Origin of the sequence: Streptomyces sp. Ru72, from assembly GCF_002920635.1 — a bacterium.
Taxonomy (GTDB): Bacteria; Actinomycetota; Actinomycetes; order Streptomycetales; family Streptomycetaceae; genus Streptomyces.
Map to the genome: position 1 here is coordinate 1 of NZ_PQSR01000040.1, position 22,384 is coordinate 22,384.

The following is a 22,384-nucleotide window of genomic DNA, read 5'->3' on the forward strand; positions in this document are numbered from 1 at the left end:
CCATGCGGAGGCCCTTGAACACACGGCCCGGGGTGGCGCAGCCACCGATGGAGCCGGGGGAGCGGTGCTTGCGCTGGGTGCCGTGACCGGCGCCGAGGCCCTTGAAGTTGTGACGCTTCATGACACCGGCGAAGCCCTTGCCCTTGCTCTTGCCGGTGACGTCGACCTTCGTACCGGCCTCGAACACCTCAGCGGTGATCTCCTGGCCGAGCGTGTACTCGGAGGCGTCCGCGGTGCGGATCTCGACGAGGTGACGACGGGGGGTGACGTCGGCCTTGGCGAAGTGACCCTTGAGGGGCTTGTTCACCTTGCGCGGGTCGATCTCGCCGAAGGCGATCTGGACGGACTCGTAGCCGTCGACGTCGTTCGTACGGACCTGGGTGACGACGTTCGGCCCGGCCTTGACGACGGTGACCGGGACGACACGGTTGTTCTCGTCCCACACCTGCGTCATACCGAGCTTCTCGCCCAGGATGCCCTTGATCTGCTTAGCCATCTCTTCAGATCACCGGCCTCAGAGCTTGATCTCGATGTCGACACCGGCCGGGAGGTCGAGTCGCATCAGAGAGTCAACGGTCTTGGGGGTCGGGTCGAGGATGTCGATCAGGCGCTTGTGCGTGCGCATCTCGAAGTGCTCGCGCGAGTCCTTGTACTTGTGCGGCGACTTGATGACGCAGTACACGTTCTTCTCAGTGGGCAGCGGCACCGGGCCCGCGACCGACGCACCAGTGCGGGTCACCGTCTCGACGATCTTCTTCGCCGAGGAGTCGATGACCTCGTGGTCGTAGGCCTTGAGCCGGATGCGGATCTTCTGTCCCGCCATGGCTACTTCGTAGTCCTGTCTCTCTTACGCTCTGGAACCCGGTGTTCCCTGCCCTCGACCTCCGACCCACGCGGTCGGGCGTGTCGCACCCCCGCTGACACAGATGTCCCTTGTTCGAACATCCCTGCGGGATTGCGCACGGCCCTGCGAACCGCGCCGACCGGGACCGAAAGGCCCACCGGGTGCCTGGTCGGTGCCGCGCCCACGCTTCCCGGAAGATTCCCGTACGTCCGCCCCAGCGCTGCCGTGAGGCAGTTAGGGCGACGAGTACTGTGGGACTCGCTTCCGGTCCTCCCGGCGGGAGGCGCGCAGCATCAACACTCGACCGAGCAACTCCGACAGTCTGCCATAGGGGGCGGGGGGCTGGCCAATCGGGCCGGAGAGAATACCCGGAGGGTGACACAGGTCAAACCCGGGCGGGCGACCACCCAGGAGATGCCGGCGGTCCGGAAACGGACCACGACCGGGATCGGCGACGCGCTGGACGCCAGGGTACGGTGCCCAGCCTCGCCATCCCCGGGGTGACCCGTCTCTCCGAGCGCCGGGACTTCATGGAGAGGCTGTCGTGCCGGTGGCGTCCGGGCGACGGATCGTCCCCCTGAAGGAGGCGACGGGCGGGCGCGACAGCGCCGCCGACACGCCGACCGCACCGAGGGCCGCCACGCTCGGGCCGCGCCGAGCAGTCCCTCGCCGGGGTGGGTCCTGACGTCCACCGATCCCGTCAGGGTCTGTGCCGTGTCCGCTGTCACTGAGCCCGCGCCCGCTCACACCTTGCGCCCCGCGATGCCGCACTGGGCTTCGTACGCAGCCGCGAAGGATTCAAGCCGGCGCTTTGAGCGGTCGCCGGCATTGCACGGAGCGGATCCCCTGCTGGACCCTCGCGTTCATGTTTGTGAATAAGAATCAAGTACACGCCCATTGACGCGTCCACGGCAAGCGCTTACGTTCACTGGAGAAAGCGCTTTCTCTTGCACGGAACCGCTGGTCACGGAAACCCCACATGAACCCGGAGGCAGCACCATGCAAGTGAGACCCGTCATCGCGTGTGTCAGCATGCTGGCCGGCGCACTGGTCGCGCTGTCCGGCCCGACCGCGCAGGCCGCACCCACGGCGAGCACCACGCTCTACGTGTCGCCGAGCGGCAGTGACAGCGCGGCCGGCACACAGTCGGCCCCCACGACCCTCACCTCGGCGATCAGCCGCATCGCCCCCGGCGGAACGATCTACGTACGCGGCGGGACGTACAAGTACTCGTCGACGATCACCATCCCGCAGGGCAGCAACGGCACCTCCAGTGCCCGCACCAACCTGACCGCCTACCCGGGCGAGAAGCCGGTGCTGGACTTCTCGGGGCAGACCGAGAGCTCGTCCCACCGGGGCATCCAGCTGAACGCCAACTACTGGCACCTGTACGGCCTGACCGTCCAGCACGCCGGTGACAACGGGATCTACGTCGGCGGCAGCAACAACGTCGTCGAGCGCACGGTCACTGCGTACAACCGCGACACAGGACTGCAGCTCGGCCGGATCTCCTCCAGCACACCGAGCAGCCAGTGGCCGTCCAACAACCTGATCGTGAGCTCGGAGTCGCACGACAACATGGACTCCACCGGCGAGAACGCCGACGGTTTCGCCGCGAAGCTCACCACCGGCACCGGGAACGTGTTCCGCTACGACGTGTCCCACCACAACATCGACGACGGCTGGGACCTCTACACCAAGACCGACACCGGTCCCATCGGTCCGGTGACCATCGAGTACTCCCTGTCCTACAACAACGGCACCCTGAGCAACGGCACCCAGAACAAGAACGGCGACCGCAACGGCTACAAGCTCGGCGGCGAGGACATCGCGGTCAACCACGTGGTCCGGCACGACATCGCCTACCGCAACGGCCATCACGGGTTCACGTACAACAGCAACCCCGGCAGGATGACCGTCTCGAACAACGCGAGTGTCGACAACGCCGAACGCAATTTCTCCTTCGACGCCGGCACCTCGGTGTTCCGGAGCAACACGTCATGCCGGTTCAGCGTCAGCGGGTCGAACGACAAGACCGTCGGCGACGCCGACAGCTCGAACCAGTTCTGGACCGGCTCCAACGGCTCCCGGTGCTCCTCGTACTCGGGCGCCCTGGGCTGGTCCTTCGCCTCCGACGGCTCGCTCGTGGTCACGTTCGGGGGCAAGGTCGTGACGCCGTAGCGATCGGTACTGCGTCAACGCGCCCCGCTCCCGGTTGCGATCGGGAGTGGGGCGCGTGGTGATTGGGGCGTCAGCTTCCGGACGCGTACATCACGAAGTCGGTCCAGGCACCCGGGGAGAGCGCGAGCTGAGGGCCACCCGGGGTCTTGGAGTCGCGGACGTGGATAGTGCGGGGGGCTATGGCGACTTCGACGCAGGAGTCGCCCTCGGTTCCGTCGCTGTAGCTGCTCTTGAACCACGCCAGCTCAGAGGTCTCTCCGGCGGAGGCTTCGGCGATCATGCTTCTCCTCGTACTTGCTCGATGAACGCGAGCGACTCTTCTGGCGTGAGAGCCTGGGCCCGGATGATGCCATAGCGCAGTTCGAGGATCCGGAGCTGTTTCGGGTCGGAGATCGGACGGCCGTTGAACGCACCGTCGGAACGCCCCACAGCCGTCCCGTCAACGAACTTCAACACCTCGATCTTGCCGTCCACGCCGGGGTGAGCATCGGTGTCCGTCGGCATCACCTGCAAGGTCACATTGCGCAGTTTCGCCACCTCCAGCAAATGTTCGAGTTGGCGGCGCCGGACCATTGTGCCTCCAACGCGGCGTCGCAGTAGGCCCTCTTCCAGCACGAAGCTGAGTGATGGGCCAGGAGAGCGTTCGAAAATCGCCTTTCGTGCCATACGAGCGGCCACCATGCGCTCCACCTCCTCCTCCGAGTAGGGAGGCTGGCGTGCCTCGAACAATGCTCTGGCGTGCTCTTCGGTCTGCAGCAGGCCGTGGACGCTCAACCCGACGTACACCCCGATCTCGACGGCCTGCGCCTCCAGCTTCGCCAGCTCCCGCACCTTCCTCGGGTACCGGACCTTGGCCACGTCCTCCTTCATCGCCGAGAGCAGTCCACCCGCCCCGAGCACCTCGTCCGCTCTGTCCAGATACTCGGGCCGCGGGATCCGCTTCCCGCCCTCGATCTTGTAGACCAGGTCCTCGCCGTACCCGACGGCCTTCCCGAAGTCGGCTGCCCGCATCCCCACCGCCTCCCGCCGCAGCCTCAGCTGCCGCCCGACGGTGGCGACGACGGCCACTCCCCACTCGTCGTCCGGATCCACCTCCCATCCCGACTCGTCGGCCTCGCCTTTGAGCCGACCCGCGTCACCGTCCACGAGCACCCCGCGCCCCTCCCTCTCCCGACAGCCCGGACACCACCGGACAAGCATCGGACAGTCACCGTACGCAACAGCGTCGTCACTGTTCACGTTAGGCAGGTGCGGCCACTCTGAGTGATGTGAATCAGGAAATCGCCGAACCCACCGACCAACTCGGCCGCGCCGTCCGGAACTTCAGCGTGCTGCTCTCCTCCACCCCGCGCGGAGCACGCCTCGCCCGTCTGCTCGCCACCGAACAACTGCGCACCTGGGGACTCCCGTTGGAGGCGCCGGGCCATGTCGTCGCCGAGCTGGCGGCCAACGCGGTCACCCACGGCCGTGTCCCGGGACGGGATTTCCGGCTCATGCTCTACGTGGTCGCCGACACCCTCCGCATCGAAGTGACCGACACCCGCTGCGAACGGCTCCCCCAGCTCCAGCACCCGAATCCCGGAGCCGAGTCCGGCCGTGGACTGCTCGTCGTGGACGCACTCGCGGACCGCTGGGGCGTAAGGGAGGACCGCTTCCCGCGCAAGACCGTATGGGCGGAACTGCGCTGCTCAGAGCCGGAACCCGCCCCCACGGGCTGCGGTGGCGAAGGCGATCTCCACTCAAAGAACTCGGGGACGAAATGACCCCGCCAAGCCCCACCGATCCGCCCGGGGCCCCCGCTCACTCGGGCGGGTGAACATCCCCGGCTCGGCTGGATTCCGAGGCCCCCGACTCCCCTACTCTCAGCGCAAACAACCGCACACATGCATCGGCCCCCGGCCGGGAGTAGCGATCCCGATCGAGGGCCTGGCCACCGAGGAAGGTAAGGACTTCCCGATGGGTACCGACGACCCTAGCGTGCCCCCGCACGCCCAGTCAGCCGTTGTCGCGAACGAACCCCACTCCCGGGCGAATCCACGCACGCGTGCCCGCCGCAGCGCTTACGGCGTCATCCACGAGAACACCCGCCACACCACCCGCTTCACGGTGATCGGCAACCACCTCGCCCAGCACCCGGAGCTGTCGCTGGTCGCCATCGCGCTGGCGGTGCACATCCAGTCCCTGCCGAGCAACGCCCCCGTGGACATCAGGACGCTCGCCGAGCGCTTCCCGGAGGGCCGCGACCGCATCGCCGCCGGGCTGCGTGAGCTGGAGGTCCACGGCTACCTGCGCCGCGTACGCGAACGCACCCCCGCCGGCCGGATCGTCACCCGCACGATCAGCTGCAACCAGCCGAAGGCCCCGCGCCACCAGGAGTCCGGCCACGCACCGGTTCCGGTCGTTCCCCCGGGGGTGGTGGACCCACCGAACTGCAACACTCCCGGGAAATGTGTCGCACCGGCGGACTCGGCCCCCGAGGAGCCCACCTCCCGCAGAAAGCCCCGCGAACCCCGCAGGAAGCACCCCCTCCCGCCCGTTCCCCAGCCGGCGCATCCCTCCCCCGCTCTCCTCCGGACGGCCACCGACCTCCTTGCCGGTCTGCACCACCAGGACCCCCGCCTGCTGCTCAGCGCCTGCGACACGGCCCACCTCGCCCCCGGCGTCGCCGCCTGGCTGCAACGCGACGTGTCCCCGGCCGCCGTACACCACGCCCTGACCACCGACCTCCCGCCCGAGGGCCCGCGCCGCCCGGCCGCCCTCCTGGCCCACCGCCTCACCGCCCAGCTGCCGCCCCCACCCCCGTTCCGCGCACCGACCGAGCCCTCACCCGTCCGGCACCCCCTGCGCAACTGCGACGGCTGCGATCGCGGCATCCGCGCCCCCGAGCCCGGAGCCCTCTGCCGCGACTGCCGCCCGGCAGCCTCCGCCCACGCCTGAAACCGCAAGGAACTCCATGGTCAGCCCGCCCCACGAGGCGATGCACCGCATCTTCCAGCAGCGGGCCGCCCCAACTGCCCACCCTCACCACACACACGCTGCCGACCCAGCCGTCGAAGCGATACCGAACGCCCTGTCCGCAGCACAATTCACCGCACAGGGTCTGGGCAACCGCCCGGCCAAGCACCTCTGGAGGAACCTGGTGGCCGTGGACCTCTCCTTCTACAAGTCCTACATCTCCGAAGAGATCCGCGACGAGGGCCGTGCCCAGGGCCGTGCCGAGGACATCCTGGTCGTCCTGGAACTACGTGGCCTCGACGTCTCCGGGGACGTTCGCCGGCGCATCACGGACTGCACCGACCCGGACGTCCTCCGCCGCTGGCTCATCCGCGCCGTCACCGCTCCGAAGGCCGAAGAGATCTTCGAAGACGAGTGACCGAACTCGTTCCCCGCGCCGAGCAGTCCCCGGACAGCACACCTAGCCTCCCGCCAACCTCTCCCCCAACCAGTCGAACACCACTTCGCAGTGCTGCTGCGGAGCCATCGGTGAGCAGTGCAGTTGGGCGCCCGTCGCCGCCGTGAGCTTCACGTAGTCCTTGGGGGCCCTCAGCCTGTCGTACATCTGGGGTGCCTGGCCCGGATAGAACTGCTCGTCCTGGTAGTCGAGGACCAGGGTGGGGGCCTTGATACGGCCCACGACGTCCGTGATCCTCAGCGACCGGACGAGGCTCGCCGGGGTGTGGAAGTCCGTGAACATCCTGCCCTTGCGGGCCGCCAGCATCGCCGGGGCCGAGAACGGTTCGAAGCGTTTCTTCAGCGTCGCCGCGTCGGCCGGGGACAGCTCCGGTACGACCTCCTTGTTCCAGACGGCGTTGGTCTCCGCCCTGTTCGGGGTGAGGATCTTCCGCAGCTCCGGGGGGAAGCCGAGCCACGGCTCCAGGCAGCCGGGCATCGCCACCAGGGCCGCGATCCGCCGCTCGAAGGCCGCCGCGCGGGGAGCCAGGCAGCCACCCATGCTCAGCCCCGTGAGGGCGATTCTGCGGGTGTCGACGTCGGAGCGGGCGACCAGCCAGTCGACGAGCGGCCTGACCACGTTCTCCCAGCGCGGTGTGAACACCACCCGTTCGATGAAGATCAGCTGCCCCTGGCCCGGCCCCTCGTAGACCAGGGCGTTCCACCCCCGGACCAGGGCGGCGGACACGCCGTACGTCCACATGTCGACGTTCTGTCCGTCGCTGCCGTTGGTGAGGATCACGGTGGGGCGAGCTCGTCCCGACGCGTCCGGGCGGAAGAGCCACACGGGCAGCCCGGTCCTCCCGTACGGGACCTTCGCCGTCACCGGCGCCGGGTCGCACAGCCGGCAGAAGGTGTCCCAGGCGCCGCGCCCGGCCCTGTACAGCGCCTCCTCGCTGTCGGGGTCGTTGGAGCCGAGGACGAAGAACAGTGCCTGGGCGTAGTACTGCGAGGCCCGAAGGGCACGGAAGCGCCGGGTCGCCCGGTCGGGTCCGCCGCCCTCCGGCGCCTTCATCAGCTGGTCGCCGAGGTTTCTGAAGGTCTGGACGTACGTCTGCGCGGACAGGCCGGCCTTGTTGATCGCGTTCACGGCGGTGAGCACCTCGCCCACCTCGCTGCTGCGCTGACCGGCCGCGCCGAGCGCCAGGAGCCCGCTGAAATTGAACTCCGGGTTGTCGAAGAGCGTCATCGCACCGGGGGCCGGGGCGGCTGCCGTCGCGGAGGCCGATGCTCCGGCCACCGGCCCGCGCCCCGGCGAGGTGTCCGTGGCCGTGCATCCGGCGGCCAGCAGGGCCCCGGCGGCACCGGCGAGCCCGGCCAGGGTGCTGCGCCTGCTGGGTCCGGTCCCCGGGGCAGCCGTTGGGTTCTCCATGCCGCAGGAAGGTAGGACCGCGCCCGTCCCGCCTCTTCGCACGACACCTGCCGTTCCCCCGAACAGCCTCGGGGATCAGCTCGGCCAGGGCACCATCGAGGCGAAGACGAGCACGGAGAGCACGACGGTGCCGGGTGCGAGGGCGGCGAGGACCCAGCGGGGGACGACGTTCCGTTCGGTCCGGGGCAGGCACCAACTGATCAACAGGAGCACGAATGCGGCGGTGAGGCCGGCGTGCAGGACCGTGTGGGCGCTGTTGAAGCCCCTGGTGAAGCGCTCGGCCTCGGCTCCGTCGCAGGTGTCGCAGGCCATGGGCGCGAGCCCGCCGAAGACGAAGGCGAAGAAGGCCCCGGGAAGGGTGAGCACGGTCGCGATCAGCGGTCCGGCCCACGCGCGCCGCGCGGGCCCACCCTGTGTGGTGTCCAGCATGGGACCACCCCATCGCAGTGCGGGCGGTACGCACATGAGCGCTCGTACTCAGTGAAGCGGGGGCTCTGGTAGGTCGGCGTACCGACAACACGAAGAGGCCCGCACGACCGAAGTCGTGCGGGCCTCTTCAGGTCAGCTGACCCAGGGGGTCAGACCCTCAAGCAAGCGGAACTTACTTGACGATCTTGGTGACCTGGCCGGCGCCCACGGTCCGACCACCCTCACGGATGGCGAACTTGAGGCCCTCCTCCATGGCGACGGGCTGGATGAGCTCCACCTTCATCTCGGTGTTGTCACCCGGCATGACCATCTCGGTGCCCTCGGGGAGGGTCACGACGCCGGTCACGTCCGTCGTACGGAAGTAGAACTGCGGGCGGTAGTTGTTGAAGAACGGCGTGTGGCGGCCACCCTCGTCCTTGGACAGGATGTAGGCCTGCGCCTCGAACTCGGTGTGCGGGGTGACCGAGCCCGGCTTGATGATGACCTGGCCGCGCTCGACGTCCTCGCGCTTGATGCCGCGAAGCAGCAGACCGACGTTCTCACCGGCCTGGCCCTCGTCGAGCAGCTTGCGGAACATCTCGATGCCGGTGACCGTGGTGGAGGTCTTCTCCGGCTTGATGCCGATGATGTCGACCGTCTCGTTGACCTTCAGGACACCGCGCTCGATACGGCCGGTGACGACCGTACCGCGACCGGTGATCGTGAAGACGTCCTCGATCGGCATCAGGAACGGCTTGTCGACGTCACGCTCGGGCTCCGGGATGGAGGTGTCGACGGCGTTCATGAGGTCGAGGACCGACTGGGTCCACTTCGGGTCGCCCTCGAGCGCCTTCAGAGCGGAGACCTGGACGACCGGAACGTCGTCGCCCGGGAACTCGTACTCGGTGAGGAGCTCACGAACCTCGAGCTCGACGAGCTCCAGGATCTCCTCGTCGTCCACCATGTCGGCCTTGTTCAGGGCGACGACGATGTACGGCACGCCGACCTGGCGAGCCAGGAGCACGTGCTCCTTGGTCTGCGGCATCGGGCCGTCGGTGGCGGCGACCACCAGGATGGCGCCGTCCATCTGCGCCGCACCGGTGATCATGTTCTTGATGTAGTCCGCGTGACCCGGGCAGTCGACGTGGGCGTAGTGACGCGACTCGGTCTGGTACTCGACGTGCGCGATGGAGATGGTGATACCGCGCTGGCGCTCCTCAGGAGCCTTGTCGATGTTGTCGAACGGGGTGGCCTCGTTCAGGTCCGGGTACGCGTCGTGCAGCACCTTGGTAATGGCGGCCGTGAGGGTCGTCTTACCGTGGTCGATGTGACCGATGGTGCCGATGTTGACGTGCGGCTTAGTCCGCTCGAACTTCGCCTTCGCCACTGGGGTCCTCCTGTGGAGTGGTTCTGTACGCCTTACTCATCGGCGCCAGGTGATCTTTGCTGGGGTGCCGGCCGCCGGGGTCGCTCCCACCCGGGTGAAACGGGGGTTTGAAACCCCGGCGGTCGGTGTCAAGCCTAAAGCGTGTGAACGGGGTGCGTTACTCGCCCTTGGCCTTCGCGATGATCTCCTCGGCGACGTTCCGCGGAACCTCGGCGTAGGAGTCGAACTGCATCGAGTAGCTCGCGCGACCCGACGTCTTGCTGCGGAGGTCGCCGACGTAGCCGAACATCTCCGACAGCGGAACCAGGCCCTTCACGACACGGGCGCCGGCACGCTCCTCCATGGCCTGGATCTGGCCACGGCGGGAGTTGATGTCACCGATGACCTCGCCCATGTAGTCCTCGGGCGTGGTGACCTCGACGGCCATCATCGGCTCGAGCAGCACGGGCTTGGCCTTGCGCGCGGCCTCCTTGAAGGCCTGCGAACCGGCGATCTTGAAGGCGAGCTCGGAGGAGTCGACCTCGTGGTAGGCACCGTCGAGCAGGGTGACGCGGACGCCGGTCATCTCGTAGCCCGCGAGGATGCCGAACTGCATCGCCTCCTGGCAGCCGGCGTCGACCGAAGGGATGTACTCCTTCGGGATGCGACCACCGGTCACCTGGTTCACGAACTCGTACGACATGTCGCCGCTCTCGATCGGCTCGACCGAGATGATGACGCGACCGAACTGACCGGTACCACCCGTCTGCTTCTTGTGGGTGTACTCGACCTTCTCGACCTTCTGGCGGATGGTCTCACGGTACGCGACCTGCGGCTTGCCGACGTTGGCCTCGACCTTGAACTCACGGCGCATACGGTCGACCAGCACCTCGAGGTGAAGCTCGCCCATACCGCCGATGACGGTCTGGCCGGTCTCCTCGTTGGTGTGCACCTGGAAGGAGGGGTCCTCCTCCGCGAGACGCTGGATGGCGACACCCAGCTTCTCCTGGTCACCCTTGGACTTGGGCTCGATCGCGACCTCGATGACCGGCGCCGGGAAGTCCATGGACTCCAGGATGACCGGGTTCTTCTCGTCGCAGAGCGTCTCACCGGTGGTGGTCTGCTTCAGGCCCATGACGGCGACGATGTCGCCGGCGCCCACCGACTCGATCTCCTCACGCTTGTTGGCGTGCATGCGGTAGATCTTGCCGATGCGCTCCTTGCGGCCCTTGACGGAGTTCAGCACGGCGGTGCCGGACTCCAGGCGGCCGGAGTACACGCGGACGAAGGTGAGCTTGCCGAGGTGCGGGTCGCTCATGATCTTGAACGCCAGCGCGGACAGCGGCTCTTCGTCGGACGGCTTGCGCTTGACGACCGTCTCCGGGTCCTTGACGTCGTGGCCCTCGATGGCCTCGATGTCGACCGGGGACGGCAGGTAGCGCACGACCGCGTCGAGCAGGGGCTGAACGCCCTTGTTCTTGAACGCGGTACCACAGAACACCGGGGTGACGGTGGTGCCGGTGCCCTTGCCGGACGCGATGGTGATACGACGGATCGCCGCGTACAGCTGCTCCTCGGTGGGCTCCTCGCCCTCGAGGTACAGCTCCATCAGCTCCTCGTCGTTCTCCGCGACGGCCTCGAGCAGCTTGCCGCGCCACTCCTCGGCGGCCTCGGTGTGCGTGGCCGGGATGTCGACGACGTCGTACATCTCGCCCTTGGTCGCCTCCGCGGACCAGACCAGGGCCTTCATGCGGACCAGGTCCACAACGCCCTTGAAGTCGGCCTCGGCACCGATCGGCAGCTGCATGACCAGCGGCTGCGCGCCCAGACGGTCGGAGATCATGTCGACGCAGCGGTGGAACTCGGCACCGGTGCGGTCGAGCTTGTTGACGAAGCAGATGCGCGGAACGCCGTAGCGGTCCGCCTGACGCCACACCGTCTCGGACTGCGGCTCAACGCCGGCAACGCCGTCGAACACCGTCACGGCACCGTCGAGCACGCGCAGGGAGCGCTCCACCTCGACCGTGAAGTCGACGTGGCCCGGGGTGTCGATGATGTTGATGGTGTGGTCGACGTTCTCCAGCGGCCAGTGACAGGTGGTGGCAGCAGAGGTGATCGTGATGCCACGCTCCTGCTCCTGCTCCATCCAGTCCATGGTGGCAGCGCCGTCGTGGACTTCACCGATCTTGTAGGAAACGCCGGTGTAGAACAGGATCCGCTCGGTGGTGGTCGTCTTGCCCGCGTCGATGTGGGCCATGATGCCGATGTTGCGCACCCTGGCCAGGTCAAGCGAAGTGGTAGCCATAAGGCTTCAGTCTTCTCTCGGTTCTCGATGGGGTAGCGACTACCAGCGGTAGTGCGCGAAGGCCTTGTTGGACTCGGCCATCTTGTGCGTGTCCTCGCGCTTCTTCACAGCGGCGCCGAGGCCGTTGGACGCGTCGAGGAGCTCGTTCAGCAGACGCTCGGTCATGGTCTTCTCGCGACGGGCGCGGGAGTAACCGACCAGCCAGCGCAGCGCCAGGGTGTTGGCACGGCCGGGCTTGACCTCGACCGGGACCTGGTAGGTGGCGCCACCGACACGGCGGGACTTGACCTCGAGGGTCGGCTTGATGTTCTCGAGAGCGCGCTTGAGCGTGATGACCGGGTCGTTGCCGGTCTTCTCGCGCAGGCCCTCCATGGCGCCGTAGACGATGCGCTCGGCGGTGGAGCGCTTGCCGTTCAGCAGCACCTTGTTGATCAGGGAGGTCACCAGAGGAGAGCCGTAGACCGGGTCGATGATGACCGGACGCTTCGGGGCGGGGCCCTTACGAGGCATTCTTACTTCTCCTTCTTGGCGCCGTAACGGCTGCGGGCCTGCTTGCGGTTCTTGACACCCTGGGTGTCGAGGGAGCCGCGGATGATCTTGTAGCGAACACCCGGCAGGTCCTTCACACGGCCGCCGCGCACGAGCACGATGGAGTGCTCCTGCAGGTTGTGTCCCTCACCCGGAATGTAAGCGGTGACCTCGATGCCGCTGGTCAGACGCACACGCGCGACCTTGCGGAGGGCCGAGTTCGGCTTCTTCGGGGTGGTCGTGAACACACGCGTGCAGACGCCGCGGCGCTGAGGGGAACCCTCGAGTGCGGGCGTCTTGTTCTTCTCGACCTTGTCCTGCCGGCCCTTGCGGACCAGCTGCTGGATCGTAGGCACTACTTCTCCGGTTTCTGTGTGCCGATGGGTACAGCTAACCTGGAACGTCGCCGACCCACGCGGTCGGGTGTGTCGAATCCCGCAGACTCCCGCCGCTAGGCGAAAAGGGCGCAGATTACGGTGGCCGGTCGCGGCTCCCGGTGCGGTGTGAAGGCACGCACGAGAGCCAGGGCACACCCCAGGCACAAGGTCTGAGCGTACCTATCGCATTCGCTCCGGTCAAAACAAATGGGGTGGGCTGCGACACGCCGCCCTTGACAGGTCCGGGCTTCAGCCCCCCGGGTGCGCCAGGTAGTCACGGATCAACTTGATGTCTTCTTGATCCTTTTCCCTACCCAGCCTCTCCTTCCAGCTCAGGACCTCCCGGAGAGGAGAGAACGGGATCCCCTGCACCCATTCCGCAGCCTCGATCATCTCATCGGGTCCGGGAGACCCCGGGAGCCAGCGGTCGAAGACCTCTATGTCTCCGTCGAAGAGCGACACAAGGCGACCGCACCCGGAGGGTGGCGTTTCGGGATTGCCGAGCTGCAGGACGGTCTTCCAGGCATCCCCGCGGGCGACGATGTCGAGATCATGCACGACCCTGCGCAGGCCGTGCGCGAGAAGCGGGCCGCTGCCTGCCACCACATAGTCGACGGTGGACAGCTCGAGTGAGCAGAGCTCACGGATCAGAGGGTGCCCGGCCAGCTCCAAGGCATCTCCCCGGCTCTCAGAGGACAGGCAGCCCGATCGCCGAGCGTGCCGCCATGCTCATCGTCAACGCTGCTATGACACTGGCCAGCGTACCGATCAGAAAGTATTCGGACGCGTGCTTGCCGTGTTCGGCGCTCGGAACCCGGGCCAGGGACTTCGCTGCCAGGACCAGAGCGGCCGCTTCCGGCTGACCTGCCGCCAGGAAGGCGAACAGAAGCCCCCGTTCGAGTCGGCCGATGGCCGGCCCGCCATTCATGAATTCCATCGCGGCCGATCGTTGCGGCCCCTCCTGGAGCGCCTCTATCTCACGCCGCACCGGCCGTGTGGCGGCCTTTGCGAGCGTACCGCCGCCGAAGACCGCGATGAGCAGCGCGGAGACGAACACGGCGGTGCGGTCACTTCTCAACAACTCCAGCAGCAGGGACCACGTCCTTTCACCGGCGGTCCAGGCGGACAGGAGCAGGGCCGCTCCAAGAGCGCCCAGACCGAACCGCCTGCGCGCGGCGAGCGCTCCGGAGGCCCAGGGCCGTAGGTCCGGGAATCCCGGACTCCAAGTGCCCTCTGGACGGTGCCAGAGCATGGCGCCCAGGGCCACAAGAGCGGTGGCACAGAGTGCGATCCACGGCCGCGCGCGATCCATGTAGGGGAAGACCGCGTATGCGCTCCAGGCAAGCACCACAAGGGCTGTCGGGCCGGGCCGCGTACGGTGCCAGTCCATGCCCAGGGGCACCACCAGGGCGGCCGTCAAGCCGAAGAAGACACGCGCCGTCTCCACCAGATGCTCCCCCAACACCTTTGTTCCACCGGTCAGTTGACCGTGCGGAACATAGTGCCCCAACACGCCGAAGGGCGGCCACCCACTCGGGGTGACCGCCCTTCGGCTCATGCTGCTCGCTTACTGGTTGTACGGACCGTAGTCGTAGTCCTCCAGCGGCACGGCCTGGCCGGAGCCAGTGCCGAACGGCGAGTAGTCGATGTCGTCGTAGCCCACGGCCGAGTACATCGCGGCCTTGGCCTCCTCGGTCGGCTCGACCCGGATGTTGCGGTAGCGGGCGAGGCCCGTACCGGCCGGGATGAGCTTACCGATGATGACGTTCTCCTTGAGGCCGATCAGGGAGTCGGACTTGGCGTTGATCGCCGCGTCCGTGAGGACCCTGGTCGTCTCCTGGAAGGACGCCGCCGACAGCCAGGACTCGGTCGCCAGCGAGGCCTTGGTGATACCCATGAGCTGCGGACGACCGGAGGCCGGGTGACCGCCCTCCTGGACCACACGACGGTTCTCCTGCTCGAACTTCGAGCGCTCGACCAGCTCGCCGGGCAGCAGCTCGGCGTCGCCGGACTCGATGATCGTCACACGGCGGAGCATCTGCCGGATGATGATCTCGATGTGCTTGTCGTGGATCGACACACCCTGCGAGTTGTACACCTTCTGGACCTCGCCGACCAGGTGGACCTGGACGGCACGCTGGCCCAGGATGCGCAGCACGTCGTGCGGGTTGGTGGCACCCACGGTGAGCTTCTGGCCCACCTCGACGTGCTCGCCCTCGCTGACCAGGAGTCGGGCGCGCTTCGAGATCGGGTAGGCCGTCTCGTCGCTGCCGTCGTCCGGCGTGATGACGATCTTCTTGGTCTTCTCGGTCTCCTCGATCCGGACGCGGCCGGAGGCCTCGGAGATCGGGGCGACACCCTTCGGGGTACGGGCCTCGAAGAGCTCGACGACACGCGGCAGACCCTGGGTGATGTCGTCACCGGCCACACCACCGGTGTGGAAGGTACGCATCGTCAGCTGGGTGCCGGGCTCACCGATGGACTGGGCGGCGATGATGCCGACCGCCTCACCGATGTCGACCAGCTTGCCGGTGGCCAGCGAACGGCCGTAGCACATGGCGCAGGTACCGACCGCGGACTCGCAGGTCAGGACCGAACGGGTCTTGACCTCCTCGACGCCGCGCGAGACGAGCTCCTCGATGAGCACGTCGCCCAGGTCGGTGCCGGCCGGGGCCAGGACCTGACCGTCGACGACGATGTCCTCGGCGAGGCAGCGCGCGTACACGGACGTCTCCACGTTGTCCGCCTTGCGCAGCACGCCGTCGGCGCCGCGCTCGGCGATGTGGAGCTTGAGGCCGCGCTCCGTGCCGCAGTCCTCCTCGCGGATGATGACGTCCTGCGACACGTCCACCAGACGACGGGTCAGGTAACCCGAGTCGGCGGTACGCAGAGCGGTGTCCGCGAGACCCTTACGGGCACCGTGCGTGGAGATGAAGTACTCCAGCACGGACAGACCCTCACGGAACGACGCCTTGATGGGCCGCGGGATGGTCTCGTTCTTCGCGTTCGACACCAGACCACGCATACCGGCAATCTGACGCATCTGCATCATGTTGCCTCGTGCACCCGAGTTCACCATCATGAAGATCGGGTTGGTCTTCGGGAAGTTCTCGTTCATGGCCTCGGCGACCTCGTTGGTCGCCTTGGTCCAGATCGCGATCAGTTCCTGGGTGCGCTCGTCCTTGGTGATCAGACCGCGCTCGTACTGCTTCTGGACCTTCTCGTCCTGCGCCTCGTAGCCGCGGACGATCTCCTTCTTCGCCTCGGGAACGACGACGTCGGAGATGGCGACGGTGACGCCGGAACGGGTGGCCCAGTAGAAGCCGGCCGTCTTCAGGTTGTCGAGCGTGGCCGCCACGACGACCTTCGGGTAACGCTCGGCGAGGTCGTTGACGATCTCGGAGAGCTGCTTCTTGCCGACCTCGTAGTCGACGAACGGGTAGTCCTCGGGCAGCAGCTCGTTGAAGAGCGCGCGGCCCAGCGTGGTCTTCAGCGTGAAGCTGTCACCCTGCTGCCACTCCGGCTCGCCCTCCTCGCGGACCGGCGGGGTCCAGCCGCGCGGCGGGATGGTGCCCACCGGGAAGCGGATGTCCACGCGCGACTGCAGCGAGAGCTCGCCGGCGTCGAACGCCATGATCGCCTCGGCCACGGACGCGAACGAGCGGCCCTCGCCCTTCACGTCGCGCATCTCGCCGTCGGTGGTGAGGAAGAACAGACCGAGGACCATGTCCTGGGTCGGCATCGTCACCGGACGGCCGTCGGCCGGCTTGAGGATGTTGTTCGAGGACAGCATCAGGATGCGGGCCTCGGCCTGCGCCTCCGCGGACAGCGGCAGGTGCACGGCCATCTGGTCACCGTCGAAGTCCGCGTTGAACGCGGTGCAGACGAGCGGGTGGATCTGGATGGCCTTGCCCTCGACCAGCTGCGGCTCGAAGGCCTGGATGCCGAGGCGGTGCAGGGTGGGCGCACGGTTCAGCAGAACCGGGTGCTCGGCGATGACCTCTTCGAGGACGTCGTACACGACCGTGCGGCCGCGCTCCACCATGCGCTTGGCCGACTTGATGTTCTGCGCGTGGTTCAGGTCGACCAGGCGCTTCATCACGAACGGCTTGAACAGCTCCAGCGCCATCGCCTTCGGCAGACCGCACTGGTGCAGCTTCAGCTGCGGACCGACGACGATCACGGAACGCGCCGAGTAGTCGACACGCTTGCCGAGCAGGTTCTGACGGAAGCGGCCCTGCTTGCCCTTCAGCATGTCGCTGAGGGACTTCAGCGGGCGGTTACCGGGACCGGTCACCGGGCGGCCGCGACGACCGTTGTCGAAGAGGGCGTCAACGGCCTCCTGAAGCATGCGCTTCTCGTTGTTGACGATGATCTCCGGGGCACCGAGGTCCAGGAGCCTCTTCAGACGGTTGTTGCGGTTGATGACACGGCGGTACAGGTCGTTCAGGTCGGAGGTCGCGAAGCGGCCACCGTCCAGCTGCACCATCGGGCGGAGGTCCGGCGGGATGACCGGGACGCAGTCCAGGACCATGCCCTTGGGGCTGTTGGACGTCTGCAGGAACGCGGAGACGACCTTCAGGCGCTTGAGGGCACGGGTCTTCTTCTGGCCCTTGCCGGTACGGATGATCTCGCGGAGCTTCTCCGCCTCCTCCTCGAGGTCGAAGGACTCCAGGCGCTTCTGCAGCGCCTGGGCACCCATCGAGCCGTCGAAGTACGTGCCGAAGCGGTCGCGCAGCTCGCGGTAGAGCAGCTCGTCGCCCTCGAGGTCCTGGACCTTGAGGTTCTTGAACCGGGTCCACACCTCGTCGAGGCGGTCGATCTCGCGCTGCGCACGGTCGCGCAGCTGCTTCATCTCGCGCTCGGCACCCTCGCGCACCTTGCGGCGCACGTCGGCCTTGGCGCCCTCGGCCTCCAGCTCGGCGAGGTCCGCCTCGAGCTTCTTGGCGCGGGCCTCCAGGTCGGCGTCGCGGCGCTGCTCGATCTGCTGACGCTCGACGGAGACGTGGGCCTCCAGCGAGGGCAGGTCGCGCTGACGGCGCTCCTCGTCGACGTACGTGATCATGTACGCCGCGAAGTAGATGACCTTCTCCAGGTCCTTCGGAGCGAGGTCGAGCAGGTAACCCAGGCGCGACGGGACGCCCTTGAAGTACCAGATGTGCGTGACGGGCGCGGCCAGCTCGATGTGGCCCATCCGCTCACGACGCACCTTCGCGCGCGTGACCTCGACGCCACAGCGCTCGCAGATGATGCCCTTGAAGCGGACGCGCTTGTACTTGCCGCAGTAGCACTCCCAGTCCCGGGTGGGGCCGAAGATCTTCTCGCAGAAGAGGCCGTCCTTCTCGGGCTTGAGGGTGCGGTAGTTGATGGTCTCGGGCTTCTTGACCTCGCCGTGGCTCCACTGACGGATGTCGTCAGCGGTGGCCAGGCCGATCCGGAGCTCGTCGAAGAAGTTGACGTCGAGCACTATGCGTCAATCCCTCTCAGGGTCGTTAAGTCTTTGGTCTGAAACGGGGGCCTGGGGGTCGGCGGGCCTCCTGGTCAGGAGGCCCGCCGGACTCCCGTCAGACCTCTTCGACGCTGCTCGGCTCGCGCCGGGACAGGTCGATGCCGAGCTCCTCCGCAGCGCGGAAGACGTCCTCGTCGGTGTCGCGCATCTCGATGGACATACCGTCGCTGGACAGCACCTCCACATTCAGGCAGAGCGACTGCATCTCCTTGATGAGCACCTTGAAGGACTCGGGGATGCCGGGCTCGGGGATGTTCTCGCCCTTGACGATGGCCTCGTAGACCTTCACGCGGCCGGTGACGTCGTCGGACTTGATGGTCAGCAGCTCCTGGAGGGCGTACGCGGCGCCGTAGGCCTCGAGGGCCCACACCTCCATCTCGCCGAAGCGCTGGCCACCGAACTGGGCCTTACCACCCAGCGGCTGCTGGGTGATCATGGAGTACGGACCGGTCGAGCGGGCGTGCAGCTTGTCGTCGACCAGGTGGTGCAGCTTCAGGATGTACATGTACCCGACCGAGATCGGGTCCGGGAACGGCTCACCGGAGCGGCCGTCGAACAGCCTGGCCTTGCCGGACGGGAGGACCATGCGGTCGCCGTCGCGGTTCGGCAGCGTGTGCTGCAGCAGACCGGCCAGCTCGTCCTCGCGGGCACCGTCGAACACCGGGGTGGCGACGTTGGTGCGCGGCTCGACCTGGTCGGCGCCGATCGCCTGCAGGCGCTGCGCCCACTCGTCCGCCAGGCCGGAGACGTCCCAGCCCTGGCTGGCGAGCCAGCCGAGGTGGATCTCCAGGACCTGTCCCGGGTTCATTCGGGACGGCACACCCAGCGGGTTGAGGATGATGTCGACCGGGGTGCCGTCCTCCAGGAACGGCATGTCCTCGATCGGCAGGATCTTCGAGATGACGCCCTTGTTGCCGTGACGGCCGGCGAGCTTGTCACCGTCGGTGATCTTGCGCTTCTGCGCCACGTAGACGCGGACCAGCTGGTTCACGCCCGGCGGCAGCTCGTCGCCCTCCTCGCGGTCGAAGACGCGCACGCCGATGACCTTGCCGGTCTCGCCGTGCGGCACCTTCAGCGAGGTGTCACGGACCTCACGGGCCTTCTCACCGAAGATCGCGCGCAGCAGGCGCTCCTCGGGGGTCAGCTCGGTCTCACCCTTCGGGGTCACCTTGCCGACGAGGATGTCGCCCGCGATGACCTCGGCACCGATGCGGATGATGCCGCGCTCGTCGAGGTCGGCGAGGACCTCCTCGGAGACGTTCGGGATGTCCCGGGTGATCTCCTCGGGGCCGAGCTTGGTGTCACGGGCGTCGACCTCGTGCTCCTCGATGTGGATCGAGGAGAGGACGTCGTCCTGGACCAGGCGCTGGCTGAGGATGATCGCGTCCTCGTAGTTGTGGCCTTCCCAGGGCATGAAGGCGACCAGCAGGTTCTTGCCGAGCGCCATCTCGCCGTTCTGGGTGGCCGGACCGTCGGCGAGGACCTGGCCCTCGATGACGCGGTCGCCCTCGTTGACGATGACCTTCTGGTTGACCGAGGTGCCCTGGTTGGAGCGGGCGAACTTGGCCAGGCGGTACGTGATGTACGTGCCGTCGTCGTTGGCGGTGGTGATGTAGTCCGCGGAGACCTCCTGGACCACACCGGCCTTCTCGGCCTTGACGACGTCGCCGGCGTCGACGGCGGAGCGGTACTCCATGCCGGTGCCGACGAGCGGGGCCTCCGACTTAATCAGCGGAACGGCCTGGCGCATCATGTTCGCGCCCATGAGCGCGCGGTTGGCGTCGTCGTGCTCGAGGAAGGGGATCATGGCGGTCGCGACCGACACCATCTGGCGCGGCGAGACGTCCATGTAGTCGACGTCCTCGGGGCTGACGTAGTCGACCTCGCCGCCACGGCGGCGGACGAGCACGCGGTTCTCCTCGAAGCGGAGGTCGCTGGTCAGCGGCGCGTTGGCCTGCGCGATGACGAAGCGGTCCTCCTCGTCGGCGGTCAGGTAGTCCACCTCGTCGGTGACCTGGCCGTCGATGACCTTGCGGTACGGGGTCTCGACGAAACCGAACGCGTTGACGCGGCCGTAGGAGGCGAGCGAGCCGATCAGACCGATGTTCGGGCCTTCGGGCGTCTCGATCGGGCACATGCGGCCGTAGTGCGAGGGGTGCACGTCACGGACCTCGAAGCCGGCCCGCTCACGGGACAGACCACCCGGACCAAGAGCCGACAGACGGCGCTTGTGGGTGAGACCCGACAGCGGGTTGTTCTGGTCCATGAACTGCGACAGCTGGCTGGTGCCGAAGAACTCCTTGATGGAGGCGACGACCGGCCGGATGTTGATCAGGGTCTGCGGCGTGATCGCCTCGACGTCCTGGGTCGTCATGCGCTCGCGGACGACACGCTCCATACGCGCCAGACCCGTGCGGACCTGGTTCTGGATGAGCTCGCCGACGCTGCGCAGACGACGGTTGCCGAAGTGGTCGATGTCGTCGGTCTCGACCACGACCGTCTCGCCGTTGTCACCGGTGGTCTCGGTCTCGCCGGCGTGCAGCTTCACCAGGTACTTGATCGTCGCGATGATGTCCTCGACGGTCAGGATGCCCGCGTCCAGCGGGGTGTCCGTACCCAGCTTCTTGTTGACCTTGTAGCGGCCGACCTTGGCGAGGTCGTAGCGCTTGGGGTTGAAGTAGAGGTTCTCGAGCAGCGTCTGCGCGGCCTCACGCGTCGGGGGCTCGCCCGGGCGCAGCTTGCGGTAGATGTCGAGCAGCGCGTCGTCCTGGCCCTGGGTGTGGTCCTTCTCCAGGGTGGCGCGCATGGACTCGTACTCGCCGAACTCCTCGAGGATCTGCTCGGTGGTCCAGCCGAGCGCCTTCAGGAGGACGGTGACGGACTGCTTGCGCTTGCGGTCGATGCGCACACCGACCATGTCGCGCTTGTCGATCTCCATCTCCAGCCAGGCACCCCGGGACGGGATGATCTTGGCGGAGAAGATGTCCTTGTCGGACGTCTTGTCGATGGTGGAGTCGAAGTAGACACCGGGGGAACGGACCAGCTGCGACACCACGACACGCTCGGTGCCGTTGATGACGAAAGTGCCCTTGTTCGTCATGAGCGGGAAGTCGCCCATGAAGACGGTCTGGGACTTGATCTCACCGGTCTCGTTGTTGGTGAACTCGGCCGTGACGAAGAGCGGCGCGGCGTAGGTGAAGTCGCGCTCCTTGCACTCGTCGATCGAGTTCTTCGGCGGCTCGAAGCGGTGGTCCCGGAACGTCAGCGACATCGACCCGGAGAAGTCCTCGATCGGGGAGATCTCCTCGAAGATCTCCTCGAGGCCGGACTTGGTGGGGACGTCCTGACCGTTCTCCAGAGCCTCCTCGACGCGAGCCTTCCACGCGTCGTTGCCGAGCAGCCAGTCGAAGCTCTCGGTTTGCAGCGCGAGAAGGTTCGGAACCTCGAGGGGCTCCTTGATCTTTGCAAAGGAGATGCGCAGCGGGGCGGTGCTGGCGCCGTTGTTCGTATTCGCGGTCGAGGCGTTGCGCGAGGCGGCCAAGAGGGGGTCCTTCCGAGGGCTCGGACTCACTACGCGCGTCCCGGTCCCGGCCGGGCACAGAGATGGAAAGCCTCAGGTCAGAGACTCCATATGCTCGGTGCTCAAGCGTGGGGCGTGCTCCTGGTGACGGGCAGGAGGCAGCTAACAGGCAGCGCAAAGGGTCAGTGTAGCCACAAGGCACACTGATGTCCAGTGCGGGTTTTCAGGCTTCCGCTGGAGGCCCTCGTTGTCCCTCAACACCTGCGGCACGCCACGCCTTCGATGCACATCGATACTGCCCTCTTCGTCGTCGATCCATGCCTCGGATCCGGATCGTAGTGACGACGCGTCCTGAGAATTGCGCGCTGCGTGCGGTTCGTCAAGGCCCCCCTTGCCCAAACCGGGTGCTGCCATCGTCACGTTCGACCTGTCACCGGGGCCCTCGGGAGGCACGACCGAAGATCACCATACCCCCCACGGCGACGCACGCAAGGCAGCCGCCACCGGACCCCCCGGAACGCCGA

Annotated in this window: 17 protein-coding genes and 1 pseudogene; 4 read left to right on the forward strand and 14 right to left on the reverse strand. The window is 67.1% G+C overall.

Going from position 1 to position 22,384, the window contains the following annotated elements:
• Both rplC and rpsJ read right to left on the reverse strand, forming a co-directional pair.
• The coding region (rplC, locus tag C3488_RS19645) for a 50S ribosomal protein L3 (protein WP_103841169.1) at nucleotides 1–496 on the reverse strand (496 nt) is incomplete at its 3' end.
• 18 nt (nucleotides 497–514) lie between these two features.
• Nucleotides 515–823, reverse strand: a complete 309-nt coding sequence (gene rpsJ / locus C3488_RS19650) for a 30S ribosomal protein S10 (RefSeq protein ID WP_003948644.1) — start codon at nucleotides 821–823, stop codon at nucleotides 515–517.
• A 1,113-nt stretch (nucleotides 824–1,936) separates the two neighbouring features.
• On the opposite strand from rpsJ, the pseudogene C3488_RS19655 reads away from it, so the two are divergent.
• Nucleotides 1,937–3,025 (forward strand): annotated as a pseudogene (locus C3488_RS19655) (right-handed parallel beta-helix repeat-containing protein); the annotation flags it as partial.
• A 70-nt stretch (nucleotides 3,026–3,095) separates the two neighbouring features.
• Here C3488_RS19655 and C3488_RS19660 read toward each other — a convergent pair.
• Both C3488_RS19660 and C3488_RS19665 read right to left on the reverse strand, forming a co-directional pair.
• Complete coding sequence (locus tag C3488_RS19660; RefSeq protein WP_103841173.1) at nucleotides 3,096–3,305, reverse strand: DUF397 domain-containing protein; 210 nt, start codon at nucleotides 3,303–3,305, stop codon at nucleotides 3,096–3,098.
• Nucleotides 3,302–4,177: a helix-turn-helix transcriptional regulator gene (locus tag C3488_RS19665; RefSeq protein WP_308460677.1), complete on the reverse strand. Its 876-nt coding sequence runs from the start codon at nucleotides 4,175–4,177 to the stop codon at nucleotides 3,302–3,304. Before C3488_RS19665 ends, C3488_RS19660 begins: the two co-directional genes overlap by 4 nt.
• 116 nt (nucleotides 4,178–4,293) lie before the next feature.
• Here C3488_RS19665 and C3488_RS19670 point away from each other — a divergent pair, with 116 nt between their 5' ends.
• From C3488_RS19670 to C3488_RS19680, 3 genes are all read left to right on the forward strand, one after another.
• Nucleotides 4,294–4,788 carry an ATP-binding protein gene (locus C3488_RS19670; protein WP_103841177.1) on the forward strand — a complete coding sequence of 165 codons (495 nt, stop codon included), beginning with the start codon at nucleotides 4,294–4,296 and terminating at the stop codon, nucleotides 4,786–4,788.
• Between the two features lie 193 nt (nucleotides 4,789–4,981).
• On the forward strand, nucleotides 4,982–5,962 hold the full coding sequence (locus C3488_RS19675) for a helix-turn-helix domain-containing protein (RefSeq protein ID WP_181139092.1): 981 nt from the start codon (nucleotides 4,982–4,984) through the stop codon (nucleotides 5,960–5,962).
• A 16-nt stretch (nucleotides 5,963–5,978) separates the two neighbouring features.
• A complete protein-coding gene (locus C3488_RS19680) occupies nucleotides 5,979–6,398 on the forward strand; it encodes a hypothetical protein (protein WP_374955439.1) in 420 nt (139 codons plus the stop codon).
• 42 nt (nucleotides 6,399–6,440) lie between these two features.
• Here C3488_RS19680 and C3488_RS19685 read toward each other — a convergent pair whose 3' ends face one another.
• The 10 genes from C3488_RS19685 to rpoB all read right to left on the reverse strand — a co-directional run bounded on the left by C3488_RS19685 (nucleotide 6,441) and on the right by rpoB (nucleotide 21,881).
• Nucleotides 6,441–7,847, reverse strand: a complete 1,407-nt coding sequence (locus C3488_RS19685) for a S9 family peptidase (protein WP_103841179.1) — start codon at nucleotides 7,845–7,847, stop codon at nucleotides 6,441–6,443.
• A gap of 75 nt (nucleotides 7,848–7,922) precedes the next feature.
• Complete coding sequence (locus C3488_RS40615) at nucleotides 7,923–8,276, reverse strand: hypothetical protein (RefSeq protein WP_103841181.1); 354 nt, start codon at nucleotides 8,274–8,276, stop codon at nucleotides 7,923–7,925.
• Between the two features lie 172 nt (nucleotides 8,277–8,448).
• Entirely contained in the window at nucleotides 8,449–9,642 is a 1,194-nt protein-coding gene (gene tuf / locus C3488_RS19695; RefSeq protein ID WP_103841183.1) for an elongation factor Tu, read from the reverse strand.
• Nucleotides 9,643–9,799: 157 nt separating this feature from the next.
• Nucleotides 9,800–11,926 (reverse strand): elongation factor G, encoded by a 2,127-nt coding sequence (gene fusA / locus C3488_RS19700; RefSeq protein ID WP_103841185.1) that lies wholly within the window; start codon nucleotides 11,924–11,926, stop codon nucleotides 9,800–9,802.
• Between the two features lie 39 nt (nucleotides 11,927–11,965).
• Nucleotides 11,966–12,436 (reverse strand): 30S ribosomal protein S7, encoded by a 471-nt coding sequence (gene rpsG / locus C3488_RS19705; protein ID WP_003998848.1) that lies wholly within the window; start codon nucleotides 12,434–12,436, stop codon nucleotides 11,966–11,968.
• Nucleotides 12,437–12,438: 2 nt separating this feature from the next.
• A complete protein-coding gene (gene rpsL / locus C3488_RS19710; protein ID WP_003948652.1) occupies nucleotides 12,439–12,810 on the reverse strand; it encodes a 30S ribosomal protein S12 in 372 nt (123 codons plus the stop codon).
• A 270-nt stretch (nucleotides 12,811–13,080) separates the two neighbouring features.
• On the reverse strand, nucleotides 13,081–13,503 hold the full coding sequence (locus tag C3488_RS19715; protein ID WP_103841187.1) for a hypothetical protein: 423 nt from the start codon (nucleotides 13,501–13,503) through the stop codon (nucleotides 13,081–13,083).
• A 16-nt stretch (nucleotides 13,504–13,519) separates the two neighbouring features.
• Complete coding sequence (locus C3488_RS19720; protein WP_146067894.1) at nucleotides 13,520–14,278, reverse strand: hypothetical protein; 759 nt, start codon at nucleotides 14,276–14,278, stop codon at nucleotides 13,520–13,522.
• 120 nt (nucleotides 14,279–14,398) lie between these two features.
• Nucleotides 14,399–18,298: a DNA-directed RNA polymerase subunit beta' gene (locus tag C3488_RS19725; RefSeq protein ID WP_103841191.1), complete on the reverse strand. Its 3,900-nt coding sequence runs from the start codon at nucleotides 18,296–18,298 to the stop codon at nucleotides 14,399–14,401.
• Nucleotides 18,299–18,395: 97 nt separating this feature from the next.
• Nucleotides 18,396–21,881, reverse strand: coding sequence for a DNA-directed RNA polymerase subunit beta (gene rpoB, locus C3488_RS19730; protein ID WP_103841193.1), 3,486 nt, complete (start codon nucleotides 21,879–21,881; stop codon nucleotides 18,396–18,398).
• Nucleotides 21,882–22,384: the final 503 nt, after the last annotated feature.

Bases quoted from the DNA above. Each gene is read 5' to 3' on its own strand.
- rpsJ (WP_003948644.1), bottom strand. From the start codon at position 823: ATGGCGGGACAGAAGATCCGCATCCGGCTCAAGGCCTACGACCACGAG.
- C3488_RS19660 (WP_103841173.1), bottom strand. From the start codon at position 3,305: ATGATCGCCGAAGCCTCCGCCGGAGAGACCTCTGAGCTGGCGTGGTTC.
- C3488_RS19675 (WP_181139092.1), top strand. From the start codon at position 4,982: ATGGGTACCGACGACCCTAGCGTGCCCCCGCACGCCCAGTCAGCCGTT.
- C3488_RS19680 (WP_374955439.1), top strand. From the start codon at position 5,979: ATGGTCAGCCCGCCCCACGAGGCGATGCACCGCATCTTCCAGCAGCGG.
- C3488_RS19685 (WP_103841179.1), bottom strand. From the start codon at position 7,847: ATGGAGAACCCAACGGCTGCCCCGGGGACCGGACCCAGCAGGCGCAGC.
- C3488_RS40615 (WP_103841181.1), bottom strand. From the start codon at position 8,276: ATGCTGGACACCACACAGGGTGGGCCCGCGCGGCGCGCGTGGGCCGGA.
- fusA (WP_103841185.1), bottom strand. From the start codon at position 11,926: ATGGCTACCACTTCGCTTGACCTGGCCAGGGTGCGCAACATCGGCATC.
- rpsG (WP_003998848.1), bottom strand. From the start codon at position 12,436: ATGCCTCGTAAGGGCCCCGCCCCGAAGCGTCCGGTCATCATCGACCCG.